Source organism: Streptomyces sp. NPDC026672, assembly GCF_040638185.1.
Taxonomy (GTDB): domain Bacteria; phylum Actinomycetota; class Actinomycetes; order Streptomycetales; family Streptomycetaceae; genus Streptomyces.
Genome location: NZ_JBEZXS010000028.1, coordinates 90878 through 111645, shown reverse-complemented (window position 1 = coordinate 111645; position 20768 = coordinate 90878). Strand labels below are relative to the sequence as shown.

20 protein-coding genes are annotated in these 20768 nt (G+C 68.6%); 10 read left to right on the top strand and 10 right to left on the bottom strand.

The window, feature by feature from the left end:
• Window positions 1-115 precede the first annotated feature (115 nt).
• Window positions 116-589 (top strand): LuxR C-terminal-related transcriptional regulator, encoded by a 474-nt coding sequence (locus tag AB0F77_RS28950; RefSeq protein ID WP_361954614.1) that lies wholly within the window; start codon window positions 116-118, stop codon window positions 587-589.
• 563 nt (window positions 590-1152) lie between these two features.
• On the opposite strand, the gene hisC is transcribed toward AB0F77_RS28950, so the two are convergent.
• Together hisC and aroA are read right to left on the bottom strand one after the other, a co-directional pair.
• Window positions 1153-2220, bottom strand: a complete 1068-nt coding sequence (hisC, locus tag AB0F77_RS28945) for a histidinol-phosphate transaminase (RefSeq protein ID WP_361954613.1) — start codon at window positions 2218-2220, stop codon at window positions 1153-1155.
• Between the two features lie 216 nt (window positions 2221-2436).
• Window positions 2437-3786: a 3-phosphoshikimate 1-carboxyvinyltransferase gene (gene aroA, locus AB0F77_RS28940; RefSeq protein ID WP_361954612.1), complete on the bottom strand. Its 1350-nt coding sequence runs from the start codon at window positions 3784-3786 to the stop codon at window positions 2437-2439.
• A 611-nt stretch (window positions 3787-4397) separates the two neighbouring features.
• Here aroA and AB0F77_RS28935 point away from each other — a divergent pair.
• The 4 genes from AB0F77_RS28935 (at window position 4398) to AB0F77_RS28920 (ending at window position 8966) form a co-directional block, all read left to right on the top strand.
• Window positions 4398-5639 carry an ATP-grasp domain-containing protein gene (locus AB0F77_RS28935; protein WP_361954611.1) on the top strand — a complete coding sequence of 414 codons (1242 nt, stop codon included), beginning with the start codon at window positions 4398-4400 and terminating at the stop codon, window positions 5637-5639.
• 59 nt (window positions 5640-5698) lie between these two features.
• The gene (locus AB0F77_RS28930; protein WP_361954610.1) at window positions 5699-6793 is read left to right on the top strand and encodes a DUF1611 domain-containing protein; all 1095 of its coding nucleotides are present in this window, start codon (window positions 5699-5701) and stop codon (window positions 6791-6793) included.
• A gap of 32 nt (window positions 6794-6825) precedes the next feature.
• On the top strand, window positions 6826-8142 hold the full coding sequence (locus AB0F77_RS28925; RefSeq protein WP_361954609.1) for an ATP-grasp domain-containing protein: 1317 nt from the start codon (window positions 6826-6828) through the stop codon (window positions 8140-8142).
• Window positions 8143-8213: 71 nt separating this feature from the next.
• Window positions 8214-8966 carry an iron-containing redox enzyme family protein gene (locus AB0F77_RS28920; protein ID WP_361954608.1) on the top strand — a complete coding sequence of 251 codons (753 nt, stop codon included), beginning with the start codon at window positions 8214-8216 and terminating at the stop codon, window positions 8964-8966.
• A 96-nt stretch (window positions 8967-9062) separates the two neighbouring features.
• On the opposite strand, the gene AB0F77_RS28915 is transcribed toward AB0F77_RS28920, so the two are convergent.
• Entirely contained in the window at window positions 9063-9188 is a 126-nt protein-coding gene (locus tag AB0F77_RS28915) for a hypothetical protein (RefSeq protein WP_361954607.1), read from the bottom strand.
• Between the two features lie 194 nt (window positions 9189-9382).
• Here AB0F77_RS28915 and AB0F77_RS28910 point away from each other — a divergent pair, with 194 nt between their 5' ends.
• Window positions 9383-10264, top strand: a complete 882-nt coding sequence (locus AB0F77_RS28910) for a phytanoyl-CoA dioxygenase family protein (protein ID WP_361954606.1) — start codon at window positions 9383-9385, stop codon at window positions 10262-10264.
• A gap of 218 nt (window positions 10265-10482) precedes the next feature.
• Here AB0F77_RS28910 and AB0F77_RS28905 read toward each other — a convergent pair whose 3' ends face one another.
• Both AB0F77_RS28905 and AB0F77_RS28900 read right to left on the bottom strand, forming a co-directional pair.
• Window positions 10483-11271, bottom strand: coding sequence for an alpha/beta fold hydrolase (locus AB0F77_RS28905; RefSeq protein ID WP_361954605.1), 789 nt, complete (start codon window positions 11269-11271; stop codon window positions 10483-10485).
• Window positions 11272-11464: 193 nt separating this feature from the next.
• Window positions 11465-12091 (bottom strand): LysE family translocator, encoded by a 627-nt coding sequence (locus tag AB0F77_RS28900; protein ID WP_361954604.1) that lies wholly within the window; start codon window positions 12089-12091, stop codon window positions 11465-11467.
• A 112-nt stretch (window positions 12092-12203) separates the two neighbouring features.
• Here AB0F77_RS28900 and AB0F77_RS28895 point away from each other — a divergent pair, with 112 nt between their 5' ends.
• Complete coding sequence (locus AB0F77_RS28895; protein ID WP_361954603.1) at window positions 12204-13193, top strand: LysR family transcriptional regulator; 990 nt, start codon at window positions 12204-12206, stop codon at window positions 13191-13193.
• A gap of 220 nt (window positions 13194-13413) precedes the next feature.
• On the opposite strand, the gene AB0F77_RS28890 is transcribed toward AB0F77_RS28895, so the two are convergent.
• On the bottom strand, window positions 13414-13554 hold the full coding sequence (locus AB0F77_RS28890) for a hypothetical protein (protein WP_361954602.1): 141 nt from the start codon (window positions 13552-13554) through the stop codon (window positions 13414-13416).
• A gap of 330 nt (window positions 13555-13884) precedes the next feature.
• Here AB0F77_RS28890 and AB0F77_RS28885 point away from each other — a divergent pair, with 330 nt between their 5' ends.
• On the top strand, window positions 13885-16056 hold the full coding sequence (locus AB0F77_RS28885) for a TerD family protein (RefSeq protein ID WP_361954601.1): 2172 nt from the start codon (window positions 13885-13887) through the stop codon (window positions 16054-16056).
• A 210-nt stretch (window positions 16057-16266) separates the two neighbouring features.
• On the opposite strand, the gene AB0F77_RS28880 is transcribed toward AB0F77_RS28885, so the two are convergent.
• The gene (locus tag AB0F77_RS28880) at window positions 16267-16869 is read right to left on the bottom strand and encodes a DJ-1/PfpI family protein (RefSeq protein WP_361954600.1); all 603 of its coding nucleotides are present in this window, start codon (window positions 16867-16869) and stop codon (window positions 16267-16269) included.
• Between the two features lie 177 nt (window positions 16870-17046).
• Window positions 17047-17787: a methyltransferase domain-containing protein gene (locus AB0F77_RS28875; protein ID WP_361954599.1), complete on the bottom strand. Its 741-nt coding sequence runs from the start codon at window positions 17785-17787 to the stop codon at window positions 17047-17049.
• A 146-nt stretch (window positions 17788-17933) separates the two neighbouring features.
• On the opposite strand from AB0F77_RS28875, the gene AB0F77_RS28870 reads away from it, so the two are divergent.
• Together AB0F77_RS28870 and AB0F77_RS28865 are read left to right on the top strand one after the other, a co-directional pair.
• Window positions 17934-18518 carry a YrhB domain-containing protein gene (locus tag AB0F77_RS28870; RefSeq protein WP_361954598.1) on the top strand — a complete coding sequence of 195 codons (585 nt, stop codon included), beginning with the start codon at window positions 17934-17936 and terminating at the stop codon, window positions 18516-18518.
• A gap of 145 nt (window positions 18519-18663) precedes the next feature.
• Window positions 18664-19200: a hypothetical protein gene (locus AB0F77_RS28865; RefSeq protein WP_361954597.1), complete on the top strand. Its 537-nt coding sequence runs from the start codon at window positions 18664-18666 to the stop codon at window positions 19198-19200.
• 45 nt (window positions 19201-19245) lie between these two features.
• On the opposite strand, the gene AB0F77_RS28860 is transcribed toward AB0F77_RS28865, so the two are convergent.
• Window positions 19246-20046, bottom strand: a complete 801-nt coding sequence (locus AB0F77_RS28860) for an MBL fold metallo-hydrolase (RefSeq protein ID WP_361954596.1) — start codon at window positions 20044-20046, stop codon at window positions 19246-19248.
• 160 nt (window positions 20047-20206) lie between these two features.
• The gene (locus AB0F77_RS28855) at window positions 20207-20767 is read right to left on the bottom strand and encodes an ester cyclase (protein WP_361954595.1); all 561 of its coding nucleotides are present in this window, start codon (window positions 20765-20767) and stop codon (window positions 20207-20209) included.
• Window position 20768: the final 1 nt, after the last annotated feature.

The following is a 20768-nucleotide window of genomic DNA, read 5'->3' as shown; positions in this document are numbered from 1 at the left end:
CGCCCCTGTTCACTGAAGGCGGTTAGAGAGGAATTCCAGCATGGGCCTGCCGGCCGCACTCTTACTTGGACGTATTTTCTCATTCCCTTCGGGAGAGGCAAAGGGGAGGCACGACATGGAAGAGTTACCGGCAGCAAAACTCACCTGCCGGGAGTTGGATGTACTCAGCCTGCTGGCCCGGGGGTTGAGCAATCGACTGATCGCCCGGAAACTCGACATATCAGACAAGACGGTGAAGAACCATCTCAGCAGCATCTACTTCAAGATCGGCGCAACCCACCGCACCGAGGCCGCCCTCTACGCTCGACGCGTCGGCCTGACCGGGCCTGGGGACGTGGCTCCGTCCGCTCCGGCGTCCGCTCCCGTCCCCGAAGAGGACGCGCCGCCCGCCGACCCCGCCCTCACCGCACGCGAGCGGGGCGTACTCCGCCTGCTGGCCCGGGGGTTGAGCAACCGGTTGATCGCCCGGAAACTCGACATATCCGAGAAGACGGTGAAGAACCATCTGAGCAGCATCTACTTCAAGATCGGCGCAACCCACCGCACTCAGGCCGCCCTCTACGCCCGGCGCGTCGGCCTCGCTCCCTGAGCGGCCCGCAGCCGGAACCCTCTCCGAGGGCAGCTCTCCCGCAGTCGCCCCGACCGCGGGCCGGTCCGACGACGCGGAGCCGCTACGTCGCCGACGCCGAGAACCAGCTGTACAGCGGGCCCGAGTGGACACCGAGCTCCCCAGCGACCTCCGGGATCGGCCTCCCCGCCTCGATCTCGATGCGTACGGGCACCCTCACGCAACTCAGGTGTGCGTCTCCGTTGCTTGGACCCCGTGAACCCCACCTCTGCCTGCGATCACGCGATCCACGCTACGAGGAGAGGAACATCTACGCCTGGACACACGGTTCTGCCGGACACACCGGCCCGCCCGCCGGGTTGTGCCCGACGAGGCAGGACCCGCCGTCCTGGACCGCACCGAAGACAGTGGCACGTATCCGCCGACGGGGTGTCCGGCGGCGGATACGTCGTCGCCGAGGCGTCCGGCGACCAGCCGCAGGTGATCCCCGTCGCCACCAGCAGCGCCGTACCGATCGCCCAGCGCGCTCGGCTGGTACGCCTGGTACCGCTCCGCTTCCGGGGCGCGGGGTCTGCGGCGGGGCCTCACACCCGCCAGTCGCCCGCGATCTTCAGCAGATGGTCGTTCTCCTCGGGCGTACCGATGGTGATCCGCACGCCCTCGTCGCCGAAGGGCCGCACCATGACTCCCGCCGCCTCGCACGCGTCGGCGAACGCCCGCGTGTGTGAACCGAGGCGCAGCCAGACGAAGTTGGCCTGGCTGTCAGGAACCGTCCAGCCCGCGGCCCGCAGCGCACGGGTGACCCGGGCGCGCTCGGTCACCAAGGTCCGCACCCGCTCCAGCAGTTCGGGGCCCGCGTGCAACGAGGCCCGCGCGGCGGCCTGGGCGACTCCGCTGACGCTGAAGGCTATGGTGCAGGCCCGCAGGGCGGCCGCGACCGGCGGATGCGCGACCGCGTAGCCGACGCGCAGTCGCGCCAGCCCGTACGCCTTGGAGAAGGTGCGCAGAACGGCGACGTTGGGGCGGTCGCGGTAAAGCTCGATGCCGTCGGGTACGTCGGTGTCGTCGACGAACTCGCGGTACGCCTCGTCGAGCACCACCAGCACGTCGCCCGGCACCCGGTCCAGGAAGCGCTCGAGCTCACCGCGGTGCACGGCCGTGCCGGTGGGGTTGTTGGGGTTGCACACGATGATCATGCGAGTGCGGTCCGTCACCGCATCGGCCATGGCCTCCAGATCATGCCGCTCGTCACGCAGCGGCACCTGCACGGGAGTTGCCCCGGTGGCCCACACGAGCAGCGGGTACGCCTCGAACGAGCGCCAGGCGAACAGCACTTCGTCCCCTTCGCCGGCCGCGGCGCACAACAGGTCCTTGGTGACCCCTAGGGAGCCGGTGCCGGGCACGAGGTGCTCCGGGGGCACCGCGAGGGCCGCGGACAGCTCCGTGACCAGTTCACCGCTCTTCGCATCGGGATAGCGGTTGACGCGCCCCAACTCCTCGCGCATCGAGGCGACGACCGACGGCAGCGGGGGGTAGGGGTTCTCGTTCGACGACAACTTGTCCACCAGGTCGCTGGGCGCGACCCGGCCGGGGACGTAGCGAGGCAACCCGGAGACATCGACGCGCAGCCGGGGGGCAGGTGCAGGGGGCATCTAGGGAACTTCCTGAAGGGGGAGCGGACGGTCGTGCGGGGGTGTTGTTCATCCGAGGTTCCGGGGGCCGTGCGCCGCGACGGGGCGCGCGGGCGTGAGATCCCGCCCGCGCGCCGACACCTCTGCCGTGGTCGGCAGCGCGTCCCGCTCACCTGTCGGGTCCGGCGGCGCTCGCCGCTGCGACGCGGCGGACCGCCGGGGTTGCCGCAGGCAGGGTCAGCCGACGGCCCCGGCGGGCGCGTTCTCCTCCTCGACGGACGTGGTCCGCACCCCTGCCTTGGTGAACTCCTCCATGAAGGTGGGGAAGGACAGCCGGACGTCCTCGAAGCCCGAGAACCGGTTGGCGGACTGCATGCGCAGGCCGGCCACGAAGAGCGACATGAAGATGCGGTGGTCGCCCCAGCTGGACAGCGTCACTCCACCGGGGTACGTCTGCGCGCCGCGGACCTCGAAGCCGTCGCAGACCCCGTCGTTGTACAGGACCTCGATGTCCACGCCCGCGCGCGTCAGTTCGGCGGCCATGGCCTCGATGCGCGACGCCTTGTGGAAGCGGGTGAGGCGTCCGCCGGTCACCCGCAGGCTGCCCTGCACGTACGCCCCGAGGGCGGCGAGCGTGGGCACGATGTTGGGGCAGTCCCGTACATCCACCTCGAAGTGGCCGCGCAGGCTGTCCGGCGGGTTGTCGACGGTCAGCGACGAGGTGGCCCGGTCGAAGGTGACGTCCACCCCGAGCTGCTGCAGGATCGGGACGATCGCGAACTCGCCCTGCATGCTGTCGCCGTACACGTTGGTCAGGACGGTCCGGCCCGGGAAGAGCGCGGCGGCGGCGAGCAGGTACGAGGCCGACGTGTAGTCCTCGTGCGTGGTGACGTCCTGGGCCTGGTAGGTGGAGGGCTCCACCTGGTAGCGGCGCATGTCCTCCGACGCGGAGACCTTGATGCCCGCGTCGGTCAGGCTCGCCAGCGTCTGCCGGATGTACGACTGGGAGAAGACCTCACCCGTCACCTCGATCTTCACCGGGGTGTCGGCCAGCGGCGCGGCGAACAGGACGGCGGTGATGAACTGCGAGCTGATGTCGCCGGGCAGCCGGCACGTGCCGCCCTTCAGGCCGCGTCCCCAGTTGACGACCGGGGCCTTGTTCTCGCTGACGATCGACTCGATGTCCGCGCCGAGTTCGCGCAGCGCCTCCAGCAGGGGCTCCATCACGCGGTTGCACAGGGTCGCGTCGCCCGTCACCACGACCGGCGACGGCAGTACGGACGCCAGCGCCGTCATGACGCGGAAGACCAGACCCGAGCCGCGGGACTGGATGACGCGCCGGATGTGCGGGAGGTCCCCTCCGATGCCCTGGATCTCCAGGTATCCGTCGTGCTCGGTTATCTTGGCGCCGAAGGCACGGCAGGCGTTCTTCATGGTCTCCGTCTCGTCGCAACGGAGGTCGTTGTAAACGCGTGACGTGCCCTCGGCCAGTGTGCCGGTCAGAATTGCCCGTTGCGTCTCCGGTTTCGAAGAAGGGACGCGGAAAGTTCCGGAAAAGGAATCGACCGGATCAACCTTCAGCAGCATCCTCGTATCTCCTTTTTCCCATCGTTCGCCGTCTGATACCTTGCCAGCGATGTCGCTCTGACGTCCGGGGTCGGCGATATCCGCGGAGCGAGAACATGCCATCCCACCGCTCAACGCTTCAATGTCGGGGCGGCAGTTCGGAAAAGTCTCCTGGCGCGCACGACAGCCCTCCTCCAGCGGTGGGGGCGATAAGAATTCTGTGTCCCGTGGGACGCGTGGGCAATAGGTCCATCTGCCTATGGCGTTACCGGCACAAGGTGGTCCAGACCCTCTTTTAGCGCCGGGCCGCGCAGACTACCCCCGGGGCGTCGCCCTCGACCGCCCACCCGGCCGGTCCCGGCAATCGACCACCACCCCGACGAGCCGACATCGGTGTCCCTTGTAGGGGACGGCGATCGCGGTCCCGGGGGCGTTGGGACCTAGGTCCTATTCTGACCAGGCCGGTCCCATGCGAGGCTGTGGCCACGCGATCAACACGTTGGCGGCCGTTCCCGGGATTCCGGTTCGGGTTCATTCCTCCGTTCCGACAGGCCCGCCGTCGCCGTCGCCGTCAACCGGCCTCCCCCGGCCGGGCACGTCCGTGTTTCCCGTGAACCGTGAGGACGACATCCATGTCCGGCGCAATCCTGTTCTTGACCCGCTGGCCCTTGTACGAGGACGAGCGGCGCTGGGAGAACCGCCTCGCCGCTCCCGATCTGGTCTTCGACCCGGAGACCGACCGCGTCACGTACCTCTGCGACGAGGGCGGCCGCAGCGGAGTGCCTGCCGACGCCGAACGGGTCCATGTCGTGACGGACTTCGGCGACGTGGACGGCGTGCTGGAGCTCGTCGACACCATCGTGCGCGACGAAGGCCCGTTCGACCACGTCATCGCCTTCTCCGAAATACTCCTCGACCTCGCGGCGACCCTGCGCGAGCGGCACGGCGTCCCGGGTTCCAGCCCCGAGGAGACCTCCCGGTTCTGCGACAAGACCGTCATGAAGGAGAGGGTGTCGCGGGCCGGCCTCCGAGTGCCGCGCTGGGCGCCCTGCCGCACCGAGGACCAGATCCTCGCGGCCGCCGAGGAGTTCGGCTACCCCGTGATCGTCAAGCCGGTGCGGGGGGCGTCCAGCCAGGGTGTGCGCGAGATCGCCTCGGCCGAGGAGCTGCTGGCCCTGTGTGCCGAACGGAGCCTGCGCGACTACGAGATCGAGGAGTTCGTGCAGGGCGACATCCTGCACGTCGACGGCGTCCTGGACGCCGCGGGCAAACCGCTGTTCATGTGCACCTCGCGCTACGTCTCCACCTGCCTGGACTTCGAGGTCCTGGGCGCACCGCTCGGCTCGGTCCTCCAGACGGACCCCGAGGTGCGCGGCCACTGCGAGGACTTCGCCCTGCGCTGCCTGACCGCGCTCGGCCTGCGCAGCTCCGCCTTTCACCTCGAACTCTTCGACACCGGCACCGAGTTGGTGTTCCTGGAGGTCGGAGCGCGCGTGCCGGGTGCCGACGTTTCGTACGTCATCAACGACGTCCACGACGTGAATCTCTTCCGGCTGTGGGTCGACGTGCTGCTCGGTCGCCCGGTGGACCCGCCTGTCCCCGACACGGAGCTGAGCGGCGGCTGGTTGATCGTCCAAGGTCCCAAGCCGCTGCCGCAGAAGGTCACCGCCGCCACCTCGCTCCTGGGCCAAGTCCCCTACCTATACCGCGAGTTGGTGCCGAGGCCGGGTGAGGTTCTGGTCTCCCGGCCCGGCGCGTACGCCACGCTCCAGGGCGGCCGCTTCCTCTTCCGCGGCGGCACCCAGGAGCAGATCGAGGAGGCCGTGCGCCAGGCGCGTACGCAGTATCGCCTGACGACCGAGCCTGTCGCGTAGACCGTCCGAACCATCTCGTGCCACCGGCAAATAGAACCGTCGAGTCCGTGGAGGAAGTCGTGGATCAGGTAAGCCATGCGGAGCTGGTCGACAAGAAATTCGTGCTGTTCGCCGAGGGGTGCTTCGGACTCTTCACGAGCAAGATCGCCGCGTCGCTGATCCGCTACAACGGGGACCGCTGCGTCGCCGTGATCGACAGCCGCAAGGCCGGCCAGACCGTGCAGGACGTCCTCGGCTACGGCGGCTCGATCCCGATCGTCAGCCGCGTCGAACAGGCTCTGCACCTGCGCCCCGAGGTCATGATCATCGGCAAGGGCCTGCACTCCGCCAACCTGCCCTCCGCCTGGAAGCCGCACATCCTCGCGGCCGTCCAGAACGGCCTCCACCTGATCAACTCGATCCACTACCGCCTCGCCGACGACCCGGACATCGCCCGTGGCATCCGCGAGAAGGGCATCACCGTCTGGGAGACCAAGGACGCCCCGCCGGTTCAGCTCAACAAGGCCCGCGTCCTGGACCTGGACACCTGGGTCATCCACACATGCGGCAGCGACTCCAACATCGGTAAGAAGACCGCCGCCCTGCAGATCTGGAACGAGGCCAACCGCACCGGCATCCGCACCGGTTTCGCCGCCACCGGCCAGAGCGGCATGCTGATCTCCGGCCATGGCATCGCGGTCGACGGTGTGCCCGGCGACTTCATGGCCGGCGCCGTCGAGCAGGTCGTCCTGGAGGCCGCCGCCGGCAACGAATGGGTGGTCGTCGAGGGCCAGGGTTCCCTCAACCACATCGGGTTCAGCGGTGTCGCCCTCGCCATCCTCCACGGCGCCCTGCCGCACGCCCTGGTCTTCTGTCACCGCCTCGGCGCCGAGCGCACCAAGGTCTGGGAGACGCCCATCATCCCCATCCCCGAGCTCATCCGCATGAACGAGGAGCTCTCCGTCTTCGAACGGCCCGCCAAGGTCGCCGCCGTCAGCGTCAACAGCTTCGGCTTCTCCGACGAGGACTTCCGCCGCGAGGCCGAGAAGCTGGAGGCCGACACCGGACTGCCCGTCGTCGACCCGGTCCGTGAGGGCGGCGCCGCCCGGCTCGTGGAGATCCTGCGCGCCCACCGGCGCGAGACCGCGGACCGGCTGTCGAGCGGCCGGCGCTGAGGGCGGCCCCGGAACTCCGAGGAGATGCACAGATGAAGCGAGCGATCCTGCTCCTCATGCACCAGGGCAAGTCGTACACCGAGGAGGTCGCCGCGGCCACTGCCGGGCTCGGTCTGACCCTGGTCGCCCTCAGCTCCCGGCCGGAGACACCGGAGGTCCTGGACGCGAGCCGCCGCCACGTGGCGGACTGCGTGGTCACCGAGGAACCCGAACTGTGCTCCGCCGACCTCGACAAGGCCGTTCGTGAACTCGCCGACCGTGGCTACCGGGTCGAGGCCGCCCTCGCCAGCTTCGAGGGCTACCGGCTGCTGATGGCGGAGCTCAACGAGCGGCTCGGCGCGCACGACTCCGCCGAGGCCGCGTTGCGCCTCTGCCTCGACAAGTACGAACTTCGCCGCCACCTCTTCGCCGAGGGACTGAGCGAGGTCCGGCTCCACCGGCTCTCCCCCGGCGTGACGCCCGAACTCGACCCCTCCGCGGGCTGGTTCGTCAAGCCGGTGCGCGGTGCCTCGTCCTTCGCGACCTTCCGTCTGAACGACGTCGACGACCTGGCCGACCTGCCGGCGATCCAGGAGCAGATGCGTGCCGACCGGCGCATGAAGGCGATCTTCATGGACCGGTACGACTTCCTCGTCGAGGAGTTCGTCGACGGTCCGGAGTTCAGCTTCGAGACGGTCGTCCTCGACGGGCGGATCCACCACCTGTGCGTCCACGAGAAGGCCCGCGTGGAACACCTGGAGCGGACCGTCCTGGAGGGGATGTCGGTCAGTCCGCCCGTGAGCCTCGACCGTGAACTCGTCCTGGAGGGAGCCGATCATGTCGCCGACTGCCTCGCCGCGCTGGCGGGGCACGGGCTGACCGCCGGTGTCTTCCACATCGAGGTCAAGTACTGGGAGTCGAAGAAGCGCTGGGAGATCATCGAGATCAATCCCCGGATGGGCGGCAGCCTCATCAACGCCAGCGTCCAGACCGTCACCGGGCACTCCCTCCTCGACCTGTGGACCGAGTCCCTGCTGCTGCCCGACGGCGAGCGGGACGCCTTCCACGAACGCCTCACCCGCGCCTCCCAGTTGGAGGCCCTGCGCACCGGCGCGCCCACCCGGGCGACCGTGTTCCTGAGCAAGTACGGAGAGAAGGGGCGGACCGTCGACGAGATCCGCTTCGAGCCGCCCACCCGTCCGCCCCGGATCCTGAACGTCCATGTGGCGGAGGGAACCGAACTCGACGCGTCCGACCGGGGCATCTGCCTGATGGACGCCCTGTGGGACGCGGCGGCCGACGACCTCGACGCCGAGACCGCCTTCCTCGACCGACACGCGACGGAGCACTTCCATGTCCGCTACCGCTGACCGCGGGCGGCACCGCACTCCGACCATTCCGTGAACGTCCCCACGCGAACCCTCTTATGAAGGAGAACGTGATGAACCGCGTGCAGAACACCGGGATCAACCACCCGAAGCCGTTCTACAACGAAGAGCAGAGCCGTCTGAAGAAGGCCGAGCTCGACCGCTACATGGACAAGAAGATGGCGGAGTGGAAGGCCACCGTCCCCTTCGCGTCCCACCTGACCGAACCCGAGCTCCACCAGGCGTACTACCGCCGCACCCTCATCGAGCACGTGTGGCGGATCCGTCTCTCCCGGGTCAGCCAGTCCAAGGCCATCTACAAGATCGCCCAGGTCTCCCCCAGGGCCGCGCGCGACTACGCGCAGTACCAGGCCGACGAGATGCTCCACGACAAGCTGTACATCAGTGACGCCGAAGCCGCCGGCGTCACCGAGGAAGAGATCCTCGCCACCGAGCCGTACCTCTCCACCCGTCTGTTCGAGGGCTTCTTCTACTACGCTCTCGAGCACGAGTCGGCCCTCGCCCCGGTCGTCTCCAACTACCTGGTGGAGTACACGCAGGTCAAGCTCCAGCCGGCCATCGTCGAGAACCTCCAGACGCGGCTCGGCAAGGAGAACGTCAAGGGGCAGGCCGCCCACCTCCACGTCGACACCACCGAGGACCACTCCCAGGAGATGTGGGACATCCTCCGCCAGCTGATCTTCAGCGAGGAGGACTTCCAGAAGGTGTTCAAGTACATCGACGACGTCCAGGAGATCCTCGCGATGTTCTTCCGTGAGATCTACGAGGACACCTTCGCCAAGCAGGTGCAGCCCTCGGGCGCCTGAGGGACGAGACACCGCGGGTCCGCCGGGCAGTCGTCGCCCGGCGGACCCGTACGGACCCCACCGCACCGTAGCCCCACCACCCGACAGAGAGACATCTCACGTGCCCAGGTCGGGACTGTCCCCGTACGCGGCCGGCAGGCCCGGCAGAAGCCGGTGGCCGGCCGCGTCGTCGTTGACGCGGCGCTCGGCCGGCAGGGTGCCGTCCTGGTCGATCGGGGCCACGTCGTGATGCGCCCCGGGCCGGTCGATCCCGCAGAGCACCGTCGGGCCGATCTCCCGTCCTCGTGCGTTCGCGCCAGTGAGTCTCGCGCGGCCCGGTGCCCACGTGACCATCGCGACACCCACCACAACACCAGTCCGGCCGGACCCTGTTGGGACGAGCTGGAACCACTTACTGAAGGATGAGGAACCCGCGCATGTCCGCACCCGACACAGCCGCGCTGGTCAAGGAGTACCGCGAGAACGGCTTCGCGGTCGCCGAGCGTCTCTTCGATCCGAGTGAAGTCGCCGAGCTCAACACCGCCATCACGGATATCCTGAACGTCGGCGACATCGCCTCCGTCGCCGAAGTGGAGCCGGGCGACAACGGCATGGCCCGCCGGATCTGGTCGCCCACCAAGCAGCACTCCGCGTTCGAGCGTGCCGCCGCCAGCCCCAAACTGCTCGACCACGTCGAGGCACTCATCGGCCACGACATCCTGTTCCACTACAGCAAGCTCCACCTCAAGGCCCCGCACGTGGGCAGTGTCGTGGACTGGCACCAGGACTTCGCCTACTACCCCCACACCAACACCGACCTGGTGACGGCCCTCGTCTACCTCGACGACACCACCACCGAGAACTCCGCCCTCCAGGCCGTCCCCGGCTCGCACCGACGCGGTCTCGCCGACCACTACGTCGACGGCTTCTTCCGCGGCAAGGTGGCGGGCGCCGACGCGCCCGACGCGGAGCTCGCCGTGTCCATCGAGGCGCCCGCGGGCAGCGTGGTCTTCATCCACCCGCTGCTGCTGCACTACTCCTCGCCGAACCGCTCCGACCGGTACCGCCGCGCCTTCCTGCCGGCCTACCGGGCGGCCGACGCCTACCCGATCCACTTCGGCGCGCACGCCGGCCACAACGAGGCCGGAGTGAAACTGCTGCGCGGCAGCGTGTCGGACACCGCACGTGTGGAAGGCGGGACGTGGCGGCTGCCGCTCGCGGAGCGCCCCTTCGGCTCGCTCTTCCAGCTCCAGGAGGGCGCCGACAAGACCTCGACCGCGGCGACCACCGGGTACGCCACGCTGGAGGAAGCGAAGTAACGGAGTGCCCGTCGTCCGCGCCTGCCTGCGGGGCGGCACGGCCGACAGCCCCTCAGCCGTCTTCCTGGAGAAGACGGCTGAGGGGCTGTCGCACGTCCCCGGCGGGCTGCTTCAGAACGTTGGTACTCCCCGCACCTACGGCGAGGTGGGGAGATGGCCGTGGGAGCAGCGCCGTCGAGTCCTCTCACCCTGGTGTCCGAGCATCGGCTGCGCCGTGCCTACAGCCTGTGCGCGGTGGTGAGGAAGTCCAGGACGAGCGGGCCGGCCTGACTGCGGCACTCCTCGAAGTAGGCGTGCCGGCCATCGGGGATCAGGTGCATCCGGGCGCCGGGGATGCGGTCGGCGAGCAGGGGTGCGTTGGCGGTGGGGTTGAGCAGGTCGTCGGTTCCGTGGACGACCAGGGTGGGAGCGCTGATGTCCGGCAGGAGGTCCCAGGCATTGTGCTGGTTGCTGGCCACGAGGTGGCGGCGCCGGGCGTGCGCTGGCATGTGAGGGTCGCCGAGCGTGTGGTGCGGGCCGGGATGGGAGGCGAGCCACTGAGGGGTGTACATCAGCTCCAGCAGGGCCTGTCGCGCGGCTCCCGGCTGAGGTTGCGCCAGGGCTTTACGGACGTCGTTGTCGCGTTCGACGCCGTGGGGGCCGCCGGGTGAGGTGCAGCCCAGAACCAAGGCACCTACCCGGTCGGGGTGGCGGGCCGCGATCTGTTGGGCCACTCGTCCGCCCATGGACGTGCCGTAGACGTCAGCCCGGTCGATGCCGAGCTCGTCGAGGACCGCGATGACGTCACGGGCGAACAGTTCGGTGCTGTAGGGGGTGTCGGGCTTGTCGCTGTCGCCGGTGCCGCGATAGTCGAGCGTGAGGGTGCTGCGAGCGGGATGGAAGTCGGCACGAACCGCGTCCCACCAGTGGTGGTTGTTGGCCTGACCCGCCAGTAGGACCAACGGCGCCCCGTGACCCTGGAGTTGGTAGGCGATGCGGGTTCCGTCCGGTGTCACGACGTACGTCAAAGGCTTCCTTGCTCCCGTGCTGTCGGGCACATTGCCCGCGTTGCCCCGGGCCTGAGCGGACGGCTGGGCCGGAGCGATCGTTCCGATGTGTTTCGTCGCCACCTGTCGTACCGGGCGAGCTCATGAAGGTCAGTATGACCGGGGGTAGATGCCCCGGGCGGTCGGGCGCTGGAGAGAAGTACCGGCCCGGCCCTCAGACACCTGCCGCCACCGCGGCGCCCAGCCCCAGCAGGACGACACCGGTGGTCACGCTGAGTCCCCGCAGGACGGTCGGCTTCGACACCAGGTCGCGCCCTCGGCTGACGGCCCAGGTGAGCAACATGTACCAGGAGGCGCTGACGAGCGCCCACACGACTCCCAGGGCGACGGTCGACAGGAACACCGGGCCCTTCGCGGTCACGAACTGGGGCAGCACCGAGATGGCGAACACGCCCGCCTTGGGGTTGCCGAGGTTGGTGCTCAGGCCGGTGAGATATCCACTCGCGAAGCCAGTACTGCGCTCGCCCTCGTCGGTCGGGGTGGTGGAGACGGTGGTGTTGAGCGTGGTCCGCAGCGTCTTCACCCCGAGGTACATCAGCACGATGCCGCCCGCGATCCGGAGCGCCGTGTACGCGGTGGGGCTGGCCAGCAGGACGGCGGAGAGACCGGCCGCGGCGGCCGTGGACCACAGCACGAAGCCGGTGGCATTGCCCGCGAGCGTGCCTTGGAGCGTACGTTGGCCGCCTTCCAGAACCTGCCGGATCATCAGGGCTGCACTCGCGCCGGGCAGCATCGCCAGCAGCAACGTGGTGGCGATGAAAACGGGCACATGCGTGGGCATGGGAAAGGAACCCCTTCTGGGGATAACGGCAGATGGGTGTACACCACCAGGCTTCCCGCCTCGCGCTCCTAAGAGAAGTTAAAAAAGAAGGGTGCAGCGTTAGGATTAGTGAATGGTGGTGGATCCGGGACAGCTGCGACTTCTGACGTTGATCGAGCGGCACGGCTCCCTGACGGCGGCGGCTCACGCACTCCAACTCACGCCCGCGGCGATCACCCAGCAGGTGGCCAAGGCCGAACGCGACTGGCAGGTGCCGCTGGTCATCCGTGGTCCTCGCGGAGCAACGCTCACCGCGGCCGGTGCGCTGCTGGCCTCCCACGGTCGTACTGTCGAGGAGGCATCGGACAAGGCCGAGGCGGAACTGGCCGCATTACTCGGCCACTTGTCGCTCCGTCTGCGGATCGGGACGTTCCAGGCGGCTGCCCTGCACCTGCTGCCACCGGCCCTGACGACCCTGCGACACCGCCATCCGGACGCCGACGTCTCCGTCATAGACGTGGGGTCCGCGCGCGGAGCGGACGAGATCGGCGCGGGGCGCCTGGACGTGGCCATCGTCGCATCGTGGGGCACGCCGCTCGCGCCGCCCCCACATGTACGGGCCCACCCGCTCCTGCTGGACCCGATGGTCGTGGTCCTCCCCGATGACCATCCACTGGCCACCGGGCAGCCCGCGGACACCGAACTCCACCTGGAACAACTGCGCGACGATTCGTGGGTCTCCATCCTGGCCGGCCATGCCGCCCGCGAACAGTTCCACGACGCCGCCCGCGAGGCCGGTTTCACTCCCACCGTGCGGTTCGAGACCGAGTCGTACGACGTCGCCCAGGCCCTCGTCGGCACGGGCATCGCGGTCGCCCTGGTCTCGCGCCTGGCCCTGACCCATGCGCCCGGGACCACCCATCGCGAACTGGCCCACCCCAGACCCCACCGCCAGCTCTACGCCGTGACCAAAACCGACGCCAGCCTCACACCACTCGCGGACATGCTCATCGACCTCCTACGTGATGTCGCCCGCGACATCACCGCGACCTGGGAGGCTCCCCTGCAAGAAACCCAACGCTCGTCGGCCGTACGACTTCAGCCCACGGACGTGATTTTGTAGTCGTTCGCTTTCCAGGCGATGGCCGCCCAGCCAACCGCGTTGCTGTTGTTCCACTCCTTGCAACTCACCGGGTAGGAGATCTGGTTGTGGCTGGAGTAGCGGGTGCCCGGCTTGTGAGCACGGCATACCGCCATGCGGAACGATTTGATTTTGTGGCTCGGGCTGTTCGCGTGTCGCTGGGCTCCCCACCCGTCAACGCCCTTCCCGCAGGCATAGGTCATCAGCGGCCCGTGATGCTCGTGCTCATGGTGTGCTGCTGGTGGGACGCGGCGGCGGAGGCCGGCTGGGCGAGCGCCGAGACCGAAAGCGCACCGGCCATCAGCCCGGTCACGATCACGCCCGCGCGAGTGCGTAGTTTCATGATTCGGATCTCCCTTGAAGCGATGGGGGAGGAGCGAAAGCAGGCTGCTCTTCGGACGAGTGTCCCTTCCGATCCACCCTGGCTTGCCGCCATGGTAGGCAGTTGGTGAATTGGAGGGCCGAGGGACCACGCAGAAGACGATCCCTTGGGACGTCATGCCGTTCGACGTGCAAGGACTCCGCGCGAAATGACGCTTTGGCGGGACGGCTTGAGCCGATCGAACCGCTGCCGCCTCCGTGGCCGAGGCGGCCGCCAAGCCACCCGCCGGCCCGGTAACCCGCGTACAAAACTCCCGTGCACCGGCTCGTGCACCTCTGCGATCATCCCCGAATGGCGCACAGTCTCGAATCGCTCGTCATCCGGCACACCCACCGCCTTCCCTCCCCCAAGGGCTCCGCCGGGGAAGGAACCATCGCCGCACGGCAGTTCGACGCGGCGCTGACATCCGTGGGCTTCAAGCTCTCGGCGGAGCTGCTGGAGCGGCTGTCGGGGCTGTCCGAGGCCGCGGTCGTGCACACCGCCAAGCGGACGCTGCGCACCGTGAGCGAGATGGTGGGCGACCACGTCCGGCACAACTCGTACTTCATCGACTTCCCGGCGAACGTGCCGGACACCGAAGAGTTCTGGACGCAGTGCGTGGCGAAGGCGCTCGGCGACGAGAAGTCGCGCAAGAACGTGCTGACGCAGCTCGGGCACGGCGTGCTGGACCTGCTCAGCCTCCCCACGTACGGCCGCTACCAGCACACCTACGAGGACATGCTCGCGGCGCAGGACGAACTGATCGCCTCGGCGGGCGACCGGGTCACCGTCCTGCATCTCGGCCGGGATCTGGAAGACGAACTCACCGACCTGTACCTGGCCCTCGCCGGCAGCACGACCCCGCTGGGCGAGGACGACCTGCGCGACCTCAAGGCCCTCGCCGAGCGGTGCGCGCTGGGCCCCCAGCCGGAGGCGATCCCGGTCCGGGAGAACCGGGCGGTCGTCAACGAGGCCCGGCTCGGCGTCGGGGCGGACCTCCTCCTCGACACCGTCACCGATGTGCTGCGGCTGGCCTGCGCGCTGTCGGGCGGCGACGTGACGCTGCGGGAGCCGACCCGGTTCCGGGCGCTGTCCCGACCGGTGCGCCGGGGACTGCTCGCGGGTCTCGACGCCGTGGTCGCGGCGAACCCCGCGAAGCTCGCCGACGTGCACGCGCACCGGGAGCCCTTCAAGCGGCTCGGTGAGCGTCTCCACCCGCACGAGTACCCACGCTGGCCGCACGCCGCGGATGTGTTCGCGGTCGCGCGGGGCGAGAAGGAGGCACGGTCCTTCGACAGCCGGATCGAGCAGCTGCTCGACGCGTGTGACGTCCTCGGCGCGGTGAAGCTGCTGAAGTCCGCTCCCGGCAAGCTGTTCCGCGCCCTGGACCTCCTGCTGCGCATCGCCGCCGACCAGGAGGAACGGGACGCGGTGGTGGCCGCCGCGGTGGAGGTCGCTCCCGACGTCTCCGGCCGGGTCGTGCTCTCGGTGCGCGAGCACCTCCACAACCGGGCACGTGAGAGCGGCGAGCCCCGGATCTTCGTCAACCGCCGGGGCCGCGCCTGGGTGACCCCCGACTTCCGACCGCCCGTACCCGCCGCCGACCGCGATCGTCTGATCGCCGCCCTCGACGCCGAGATACGTCGTCGGCTCCCGGCGCCGGGCCGGCTGCTGCTCGACCCCGAAGTCCTCGACGTGGCGCTTCCGCTCAGCGGCCGGGCGACCGCGGCCGGGCTCGGCGTACTGCCGCGGGGGTCGGTCTCCGCGGTCGACGGCGAACAGTTGCGCTTCTTCGTGTACTGGAAGGAAACCGAGAACCGGACCGACTACGACCTGTCGGCGCTGCTTCTCCACGCCGACTACAGCACCGATTCCTGGCTCTCCTACACATCCCTCAAGGCCGTCGGGGGCAAGCATTCGGGCGACGTCACCGAAGCACCCGACGGGGCCTCGGAGTTCATCAACCTGTCCCTGGACGGCGTGCGCAGCACGTTCATCGTCCCGCAGGTCAACATCTACGCCGGCGAGGGCTTCGAGGAGGTCGAGGAGTCGTTCTTCGGTTTCATGGTGCGCGACGGTGAGCAGAAGGGCCGGCCGTTCGAGCCGCGCACCGTGCGGATGAAGTCGGAGCTGCGTGGGGTGGGCCGGGTGGCGCTGCCGCTGGTGTTCCAGCGCGGGGACGACGGCCGGTGGCGCGCGAAGTGGCTGCACCTGTATCTGAGGGGCATCTCGTCGGCCAACCGGGTCGAGGAGAACCAGGTGTCCGTGTCGAAGGTGGTGCGCGCCGTCGTGGAGCGCGAGCAGTTGACGGTGGGGTACCTGATCGATCTGATGTCCGGCGACACCACGACCGTGGACCTGTGGGGCGGCGAGCCGGTCCCGGACGAGCCCGTGACGTATATCGGGCTCGAACGTCCCGAGGGTCTGCATCCGGACTCACGGATCATCACCCTCGAAAATCTCCGCGACTTGATCCCGGCCTGAGTGCTAGCGTTGCCTAAGGCGAGGCCATGAAGGGGCTTCCTTCTCAACTCCTTTACTGAAACGAGTTCCTTCGCTTCCCTCGCCACCGACCTCAACTGGGAGACGCCAACTCGGCGCCTCCCAGTTTTCATGTGCGCCGACATCCCGACACCCGGGACGACGGCTCAGCGAGCAAGCGCTGTCCGACTGATCGTCTTCGACGTGGTCAGGTCACACCGGCGGCTGGGGATCGTACTGAATACCGCGGCGCACCTGACGTGCGCGTTCCGCGGAGGACAGCCGGGCGACGACATGGAGAGCCATGTCGATGCCTGCCGAGATCCCCGCGGAAGTGATCGTGTCACCGTCATCGACGAACCGCTCGTCGGCCCGCACGTCGATGGTCGGGTCGAGTTCCTTGAGCCGTTCCAATGCGCCCCAATGGGTGGTCGCCGGACGCCCGGTCAGCAGGCCGGCCGCGGCGAAGACCAGCGAGCCGGTGCACACACTGGTCATGAGCGGAACCGACCGGCGCTGGCGGCGCACCCACTCCAGGTGCCGACTGTCGTTGAGCTGAGGCCGGGTTCCCCGACCGCCGGGATGCAGCAGGACGTCCAGGGCGGGCATGTCGTCCATCGAGTGGTGTGATCCGATCACGAGCCCCTTCGAGCAGGTCACCGGCTTGCCGTCGACGGAGAAGCAGAACGCTGCCCACCTGTCCTCAGGAAAGGTCCGCGTCCAGTACGACAGGACCTCCCAGGGGCCGATCGCGTCCAACTCCTCGACGTCCGGGAACAACAGGATCCCGATCTGCCGCGCGCTCTGGTTACTCATGCCGCGATCCAAGCAGGCTCGATCTCACACAGCCACGAGTTTTCACCCGCACTGTTCACACCACGGTGGTCAGCGAGGCCGAGCTTCGCGGAGGACGTGATGGCCTCAGGGGGGTTTGGGCCGGTCCCCGTATCTTTGCGCCATGCGCTGACCCTTCACGTCTTCGCGCTGCGGAACTTACGGTTTGTGGGTTACCCAGAGCAGTTCCGCCGGCCAGCGGTGTGCCCAGTCGGGTGGGTCGGTTTTGTTGTAGCCGTTGGGTGTTCCGAGTTCGGGCCGCGGCTCGATGAGGTCGTCGATGACAAGACCCGCGCCGCGCAGGACCCTGACCCAGTCGCCATAGGTGAGCTGATAACTGGTCGCGCCGTCGCCTTCGGCGATGGTGTTCAGCCCGAAGTAGTCCTGCCGCAGCGTCGTGGTCACGCGGCTGGCGGCTTCGTCGTAACAGGCTTCGAACCACGGGCTGGCGACGTTGAACACCAGGCGCCCGCCTCGGCGCAGGACGCGTGCGGCCTGCGGGACGGCCAGGTGCGGGGGCGCCCAGCTGAGCCCACCGAAGTCGCAGAACACCAGGTCGAAGCTGTCGGCGGCAAAGGGGAGCTGTTCGGCGGCGCCCTGCACCAGCGGGTAGCGGGCCGCTCCCATCGCGCGGGCCGCTGCGGCGAGTTGGGCTTCGGACAGGTCGAGCCCGACCACGGTGGCGCCCTCGGCGGCGAGCGCCCTGGACCACTGGCCGGCGCCGCAGCCGAGTTCGAGGACGCGCTTGCCGGTGACGTCGCCCAGGGCGTGCAGGTGCGCGTCGGGGATGGAGTACATGCCCCACAGCCGGGGTGCGGCGCCGATTTGCGGGTCGTGCTCGTGCTGGTAGCCGCTGCCGATCTGGTTCCAGAGCCGTCGATTGGCGGGGATGCTGTCCACGTGCCGACTCCACCACTGCCTGCCGGGGGCGGTCAACACGGTACGAGCCCCTCGCCCTGTGTTGGTCGTAAAGCTGCCCCTATGTGGTGCTACAAGGGCGCGTGAAATCACTGGCTGGACTCGGGACCGTACGGGATGCTGCAAGCGTGATCGAGCGAGAAGCCGCCGTTCGGGCCGTCGAGGAACAGCTGGAGCGCGACTGTTCCAGGTGGCGTGCTGCGGGTGTGGAGGCGCTGCGCATGGCCGTGTCGGATGTCGAGGAGCACGAACTGGCGTGGATCGTCTACTGGACGCCCGAGGAATTCGAGCGCACTCGGAATCCGAAGTTCATGATCGCAGGCAACGGGCCGTACCTGGTCGACCGTGTCGACGGGGGCCTGCATCAGGTCGGCGTCGTCTCCTCGATGACCGGGGCGTGGGAGGACGACTACCGGACCCGGATACGTGGGCTGCCGGTGCGCACCGTGGTGGACGATCTGCACGACGTGCTCCGTGAAGTCGCCGCCACTCGCGGACGCATGCACGCCGTGCGAACACTGCGCCAGAGGCTGCCCGTGCTCTCACCTGCGGACGCCATCGCATACGTGAGCGCGTTGCTGGAGGGTGATGCGCCCGCACGCCTCGTGGCCGTCGCCACCAGGGAACTCGTGGAACCACTCGACCCGGTATTCACGGTGAAGACCATTCTGAACGGTGCGGCAATGCGAGCCGATCGGAGACCCGACGGATGACTGGGCAGTGTCCCGCTCGTCGGACGTGGCGAGGAAGACGTCGGTGCCACCGTCGTAGGGGTTGCGCACCGGGGACTTCGGCCAGGATGCAACACGAGAAGCGCCACGCTGGTCACAGGGACGGGAATCACCTCCGATGCATCCATTGACCCAGTCCCGTAAACGACCTCTGTGGCCCTTCGTGCTGGTGGGGGCGGTTGTCGCCCTCGCCGTCCTCGCTGCTGTCGGCACCTGGGTGTACGGCGTCTACCGCATGTCCGACCCAGTGCTCCCGGCGGTCGGCGCGCGCGTCGAAGGAGAGACGATCGTCGTCAAGTTTCCCGTCTGTCCCACCGACGTGATCCGTCGTGTGGAGGTCACGGACTTCGACGACGACAAGACCGCGCACCCGCACGTGCTGTGGTGGGCCTCCGACCCCACGACACCGTCGGCCAAGAACGGGGTCGTCACGCTCTGGTCCGGCGACGGATTTGAGCGTCATGCCCCGCAACCGGCCCAGTCCGCGATACCCCGCGATCTAGTGGTGGGGTACCTGGACCCGTCGGGTGGAGAGCTGGACGGGGTCTTCACACTGCGCACGGTGTCCGCGGCGAAGTTGAAGCCCGGTCAGTACTGGACCCCCGACGGTTCCAGAACCGCCGCGCAGATCGACGCCCAACTCAACTGTCACGGCAGCGAGTAGAAGCGGGATGCACCACGCCAACCACAGGACGGCGGTCCATTTCGCCTAGCGGACGGCGCGGGCTCGGGCTTCGGCCAGGAGGTGGGGATCGTGAGCGTTGATGAGCACGAGGTCGGGGTCTGTGGCCCGCCACAGTTCGGCGAGCCGTTCATGGTTGGCCTGCACCCTGTGCCAGTCGTGGGCGACGACGCGTTCCATCGCGAGCAGCGACTTCGGTGTCTTGCCGGTGCCATCGAGTTGGCCGTGGTGGTAGAAGGCGTCACCGGCGTGGAGCACCCAGTGGTCCCCCGCGTCGACGGCGATCGCCGCGTGCCCTCGGGTATGGCCGGGCATGCTGATCAGCACGATTCCGGGTGAGATCCCGTCGAGTTCGGTGGCGGCCGCGAACCCGCGCCAGGTCTCGCCCGTCCTGGGTGTGTGGCTGATGAGCGTCGGCCCGTGTGTGCGCTGGGCGGGCCGGTAGCGTCCCCTCTCGACCCGCGTCGCCGGGTGGAGCGCGGCGGTGGCTTCGGCGCTGGTGAGGTGGACGTTCGCCCATGGGAAGTCGGCCAGTCCTCCGGCATGGTCGGCGTCGAAGTGGGTCAGCACGATGTCGCGTACGTCCGTCGGTCGGAAGCCGAGACGTTCGACCTGCCGGACGGCCGTCTCGGTGTCCTCGAACGCGGGGCGCACGAAGTACCGGGCCGGCCCGAAACGGCGGCCGGGTGCGGTCCTGTCGAGCAGGCCGAGGCCGCTGTCGATGAGCGTCAGTCCGGTGGCGGTCTCGACGAGCAGGACATGGCAGACCAGACCTTCGGGGGCGCCCCAGGGTCGCATGGTGCCGCAGTTCAGGTGGTGGACCTTCAACCGAGTGCCTCCGTCGTTTCGGCTGTGACAGCGAGTTCGCCGATGAGTGCGCGCATCGTGGCCGGAGCCGGAGCCGGAGCAAGAACCTGAACCGGAGCCAGAGCCGGAGCCGTTGTCCTGGTCGTCAGCGCCGGCAGACCTCTCCTGCGGTCGCGGGTCGTCAACGGTCGAGACCGGGCGGCGTGGTCGCGAGCAGCCGTGGGTCGGGGGCGGTACCGGACGCCTTGAGAACCCCCTTGAGGATGCGGCCGAGCTTGAGCAGACCGGCCGGACTGCGCTTGTCGACGCCGCCGATGAGCTGCTTGAGGATGGTGAGCTGGTCGAAGTAGATCCGCTCGGTGACGAGGTTTTCGTCGTCGTCGAAGATGAAGTACGCCGTCATGCGGGTGCGGTGCTTCGACCCGGTCGGCGGAATGTCGCCGAGAGGCCCCTTGTGGGTGCCCAGCAGCCAGAACTCCACGATCACGGCGTCGGCGCCGTGCCGGATCGCGATGATCTCGTGGTCCTGGTCGGGGAAGGCCCGGCGTGTGTCGTGGTAGTACCCGCGTACCTCCGCGTCGCCGTCGTGGACGGTCATCTGGGCGATCAGTTCGTAGTGCGGGTGCGGGAACGTCGAGAGCGTGGCGTCCCAGTCCTGGCGGACCTCGTCGTGGAAGTGATCGAGTACGAGCTTCTCGCGGGCGCGCAGAACGTCCTCCGACGGCAGGATGAATCTGGACACG

Coding starts and splice junctions, on each gene's coding strand:
- AB0F77_RS28925 (WP_361954609.1), top strand. CDS start 6,826: ATGAAGCGAGCGATCCTGCTCCTCATGCACCAGGGCAAGTCGTACACC.
- AB0F77_RS28885 (WP_361954601.1), top strand. CDS start 13,885: ATGGCGCACAGTCTCGAATCGCTCGTCATCCGGCACACCCACCGCCTT.
- AB0F77_RS28880 (WP_361954600.1), bottom strand. CDS start 16,869: ATGAGTAACCAGAGCGCGCGGCAGATCGGGATCCTGTTGTTCCCGGAC.
- aroA (WP_361954612.1), bottom strand. CDS start 3,786: ATGCTGCTGAAGGTTGATCCGGTCGATTCCTTTTCCGGAACTTTCCGC.
- AB0F77_RS28935 (WP_361954611.1), top strand. CDS start 4,398: ATGTCCGGCGCAATCCTGTTCTTGACCCGCTGGCCCTTGTACGAGGAC.
- hisC (WP_361954613.1), bottom strand. CDS start 2,220: ATGCCCCCTGCACCTGCCCCCCGGCTGCGCGTCGATGTCTCCGGGTTG.
- AB0F77_RS28950 (WP_361954614.1), top strand. CDS start 116: ATGGAAGAGTTACCGGCAGCAAAACTCACCTGCCGGGAGTTGGATGTA.
- AB0F77_RS28910 (WP_361954606.1), top strand. CDS start 9,383: ATGTCCGCACCCGACACAGCCGCGCTGGTCAAGGAGTACCGCGAGAAC.
- AB0F77_RS28890 (WP_361954602.1), bottom strand. CDS start 13,554: ATGAAACTACGCACTCGCGCGGGCGTGATCGTGACCGGGCTGATGGCC.
- AB0F77_RS28895 (WP_361954603.1), top strand. CDS start 12,204: ATGGTGGTGGATCCGGGACAGCTGCGACTTCTGACGTTGATCGAGCGG.
- AB0F77_RS28900 (WP_361954604.1), bottom strand. CDS start 12,091: ATGCCCACGCATGTGCCCGTTTTCATCGCCACCACGTTGCTGCTGGCG.
- AB0F77_RS28920 (WP_361954608.1), top strand. CDS start 8,214: ATGAACCGCGTGCAGAACACCGGGATCAACCACCCGAAGCCGTTCTAC.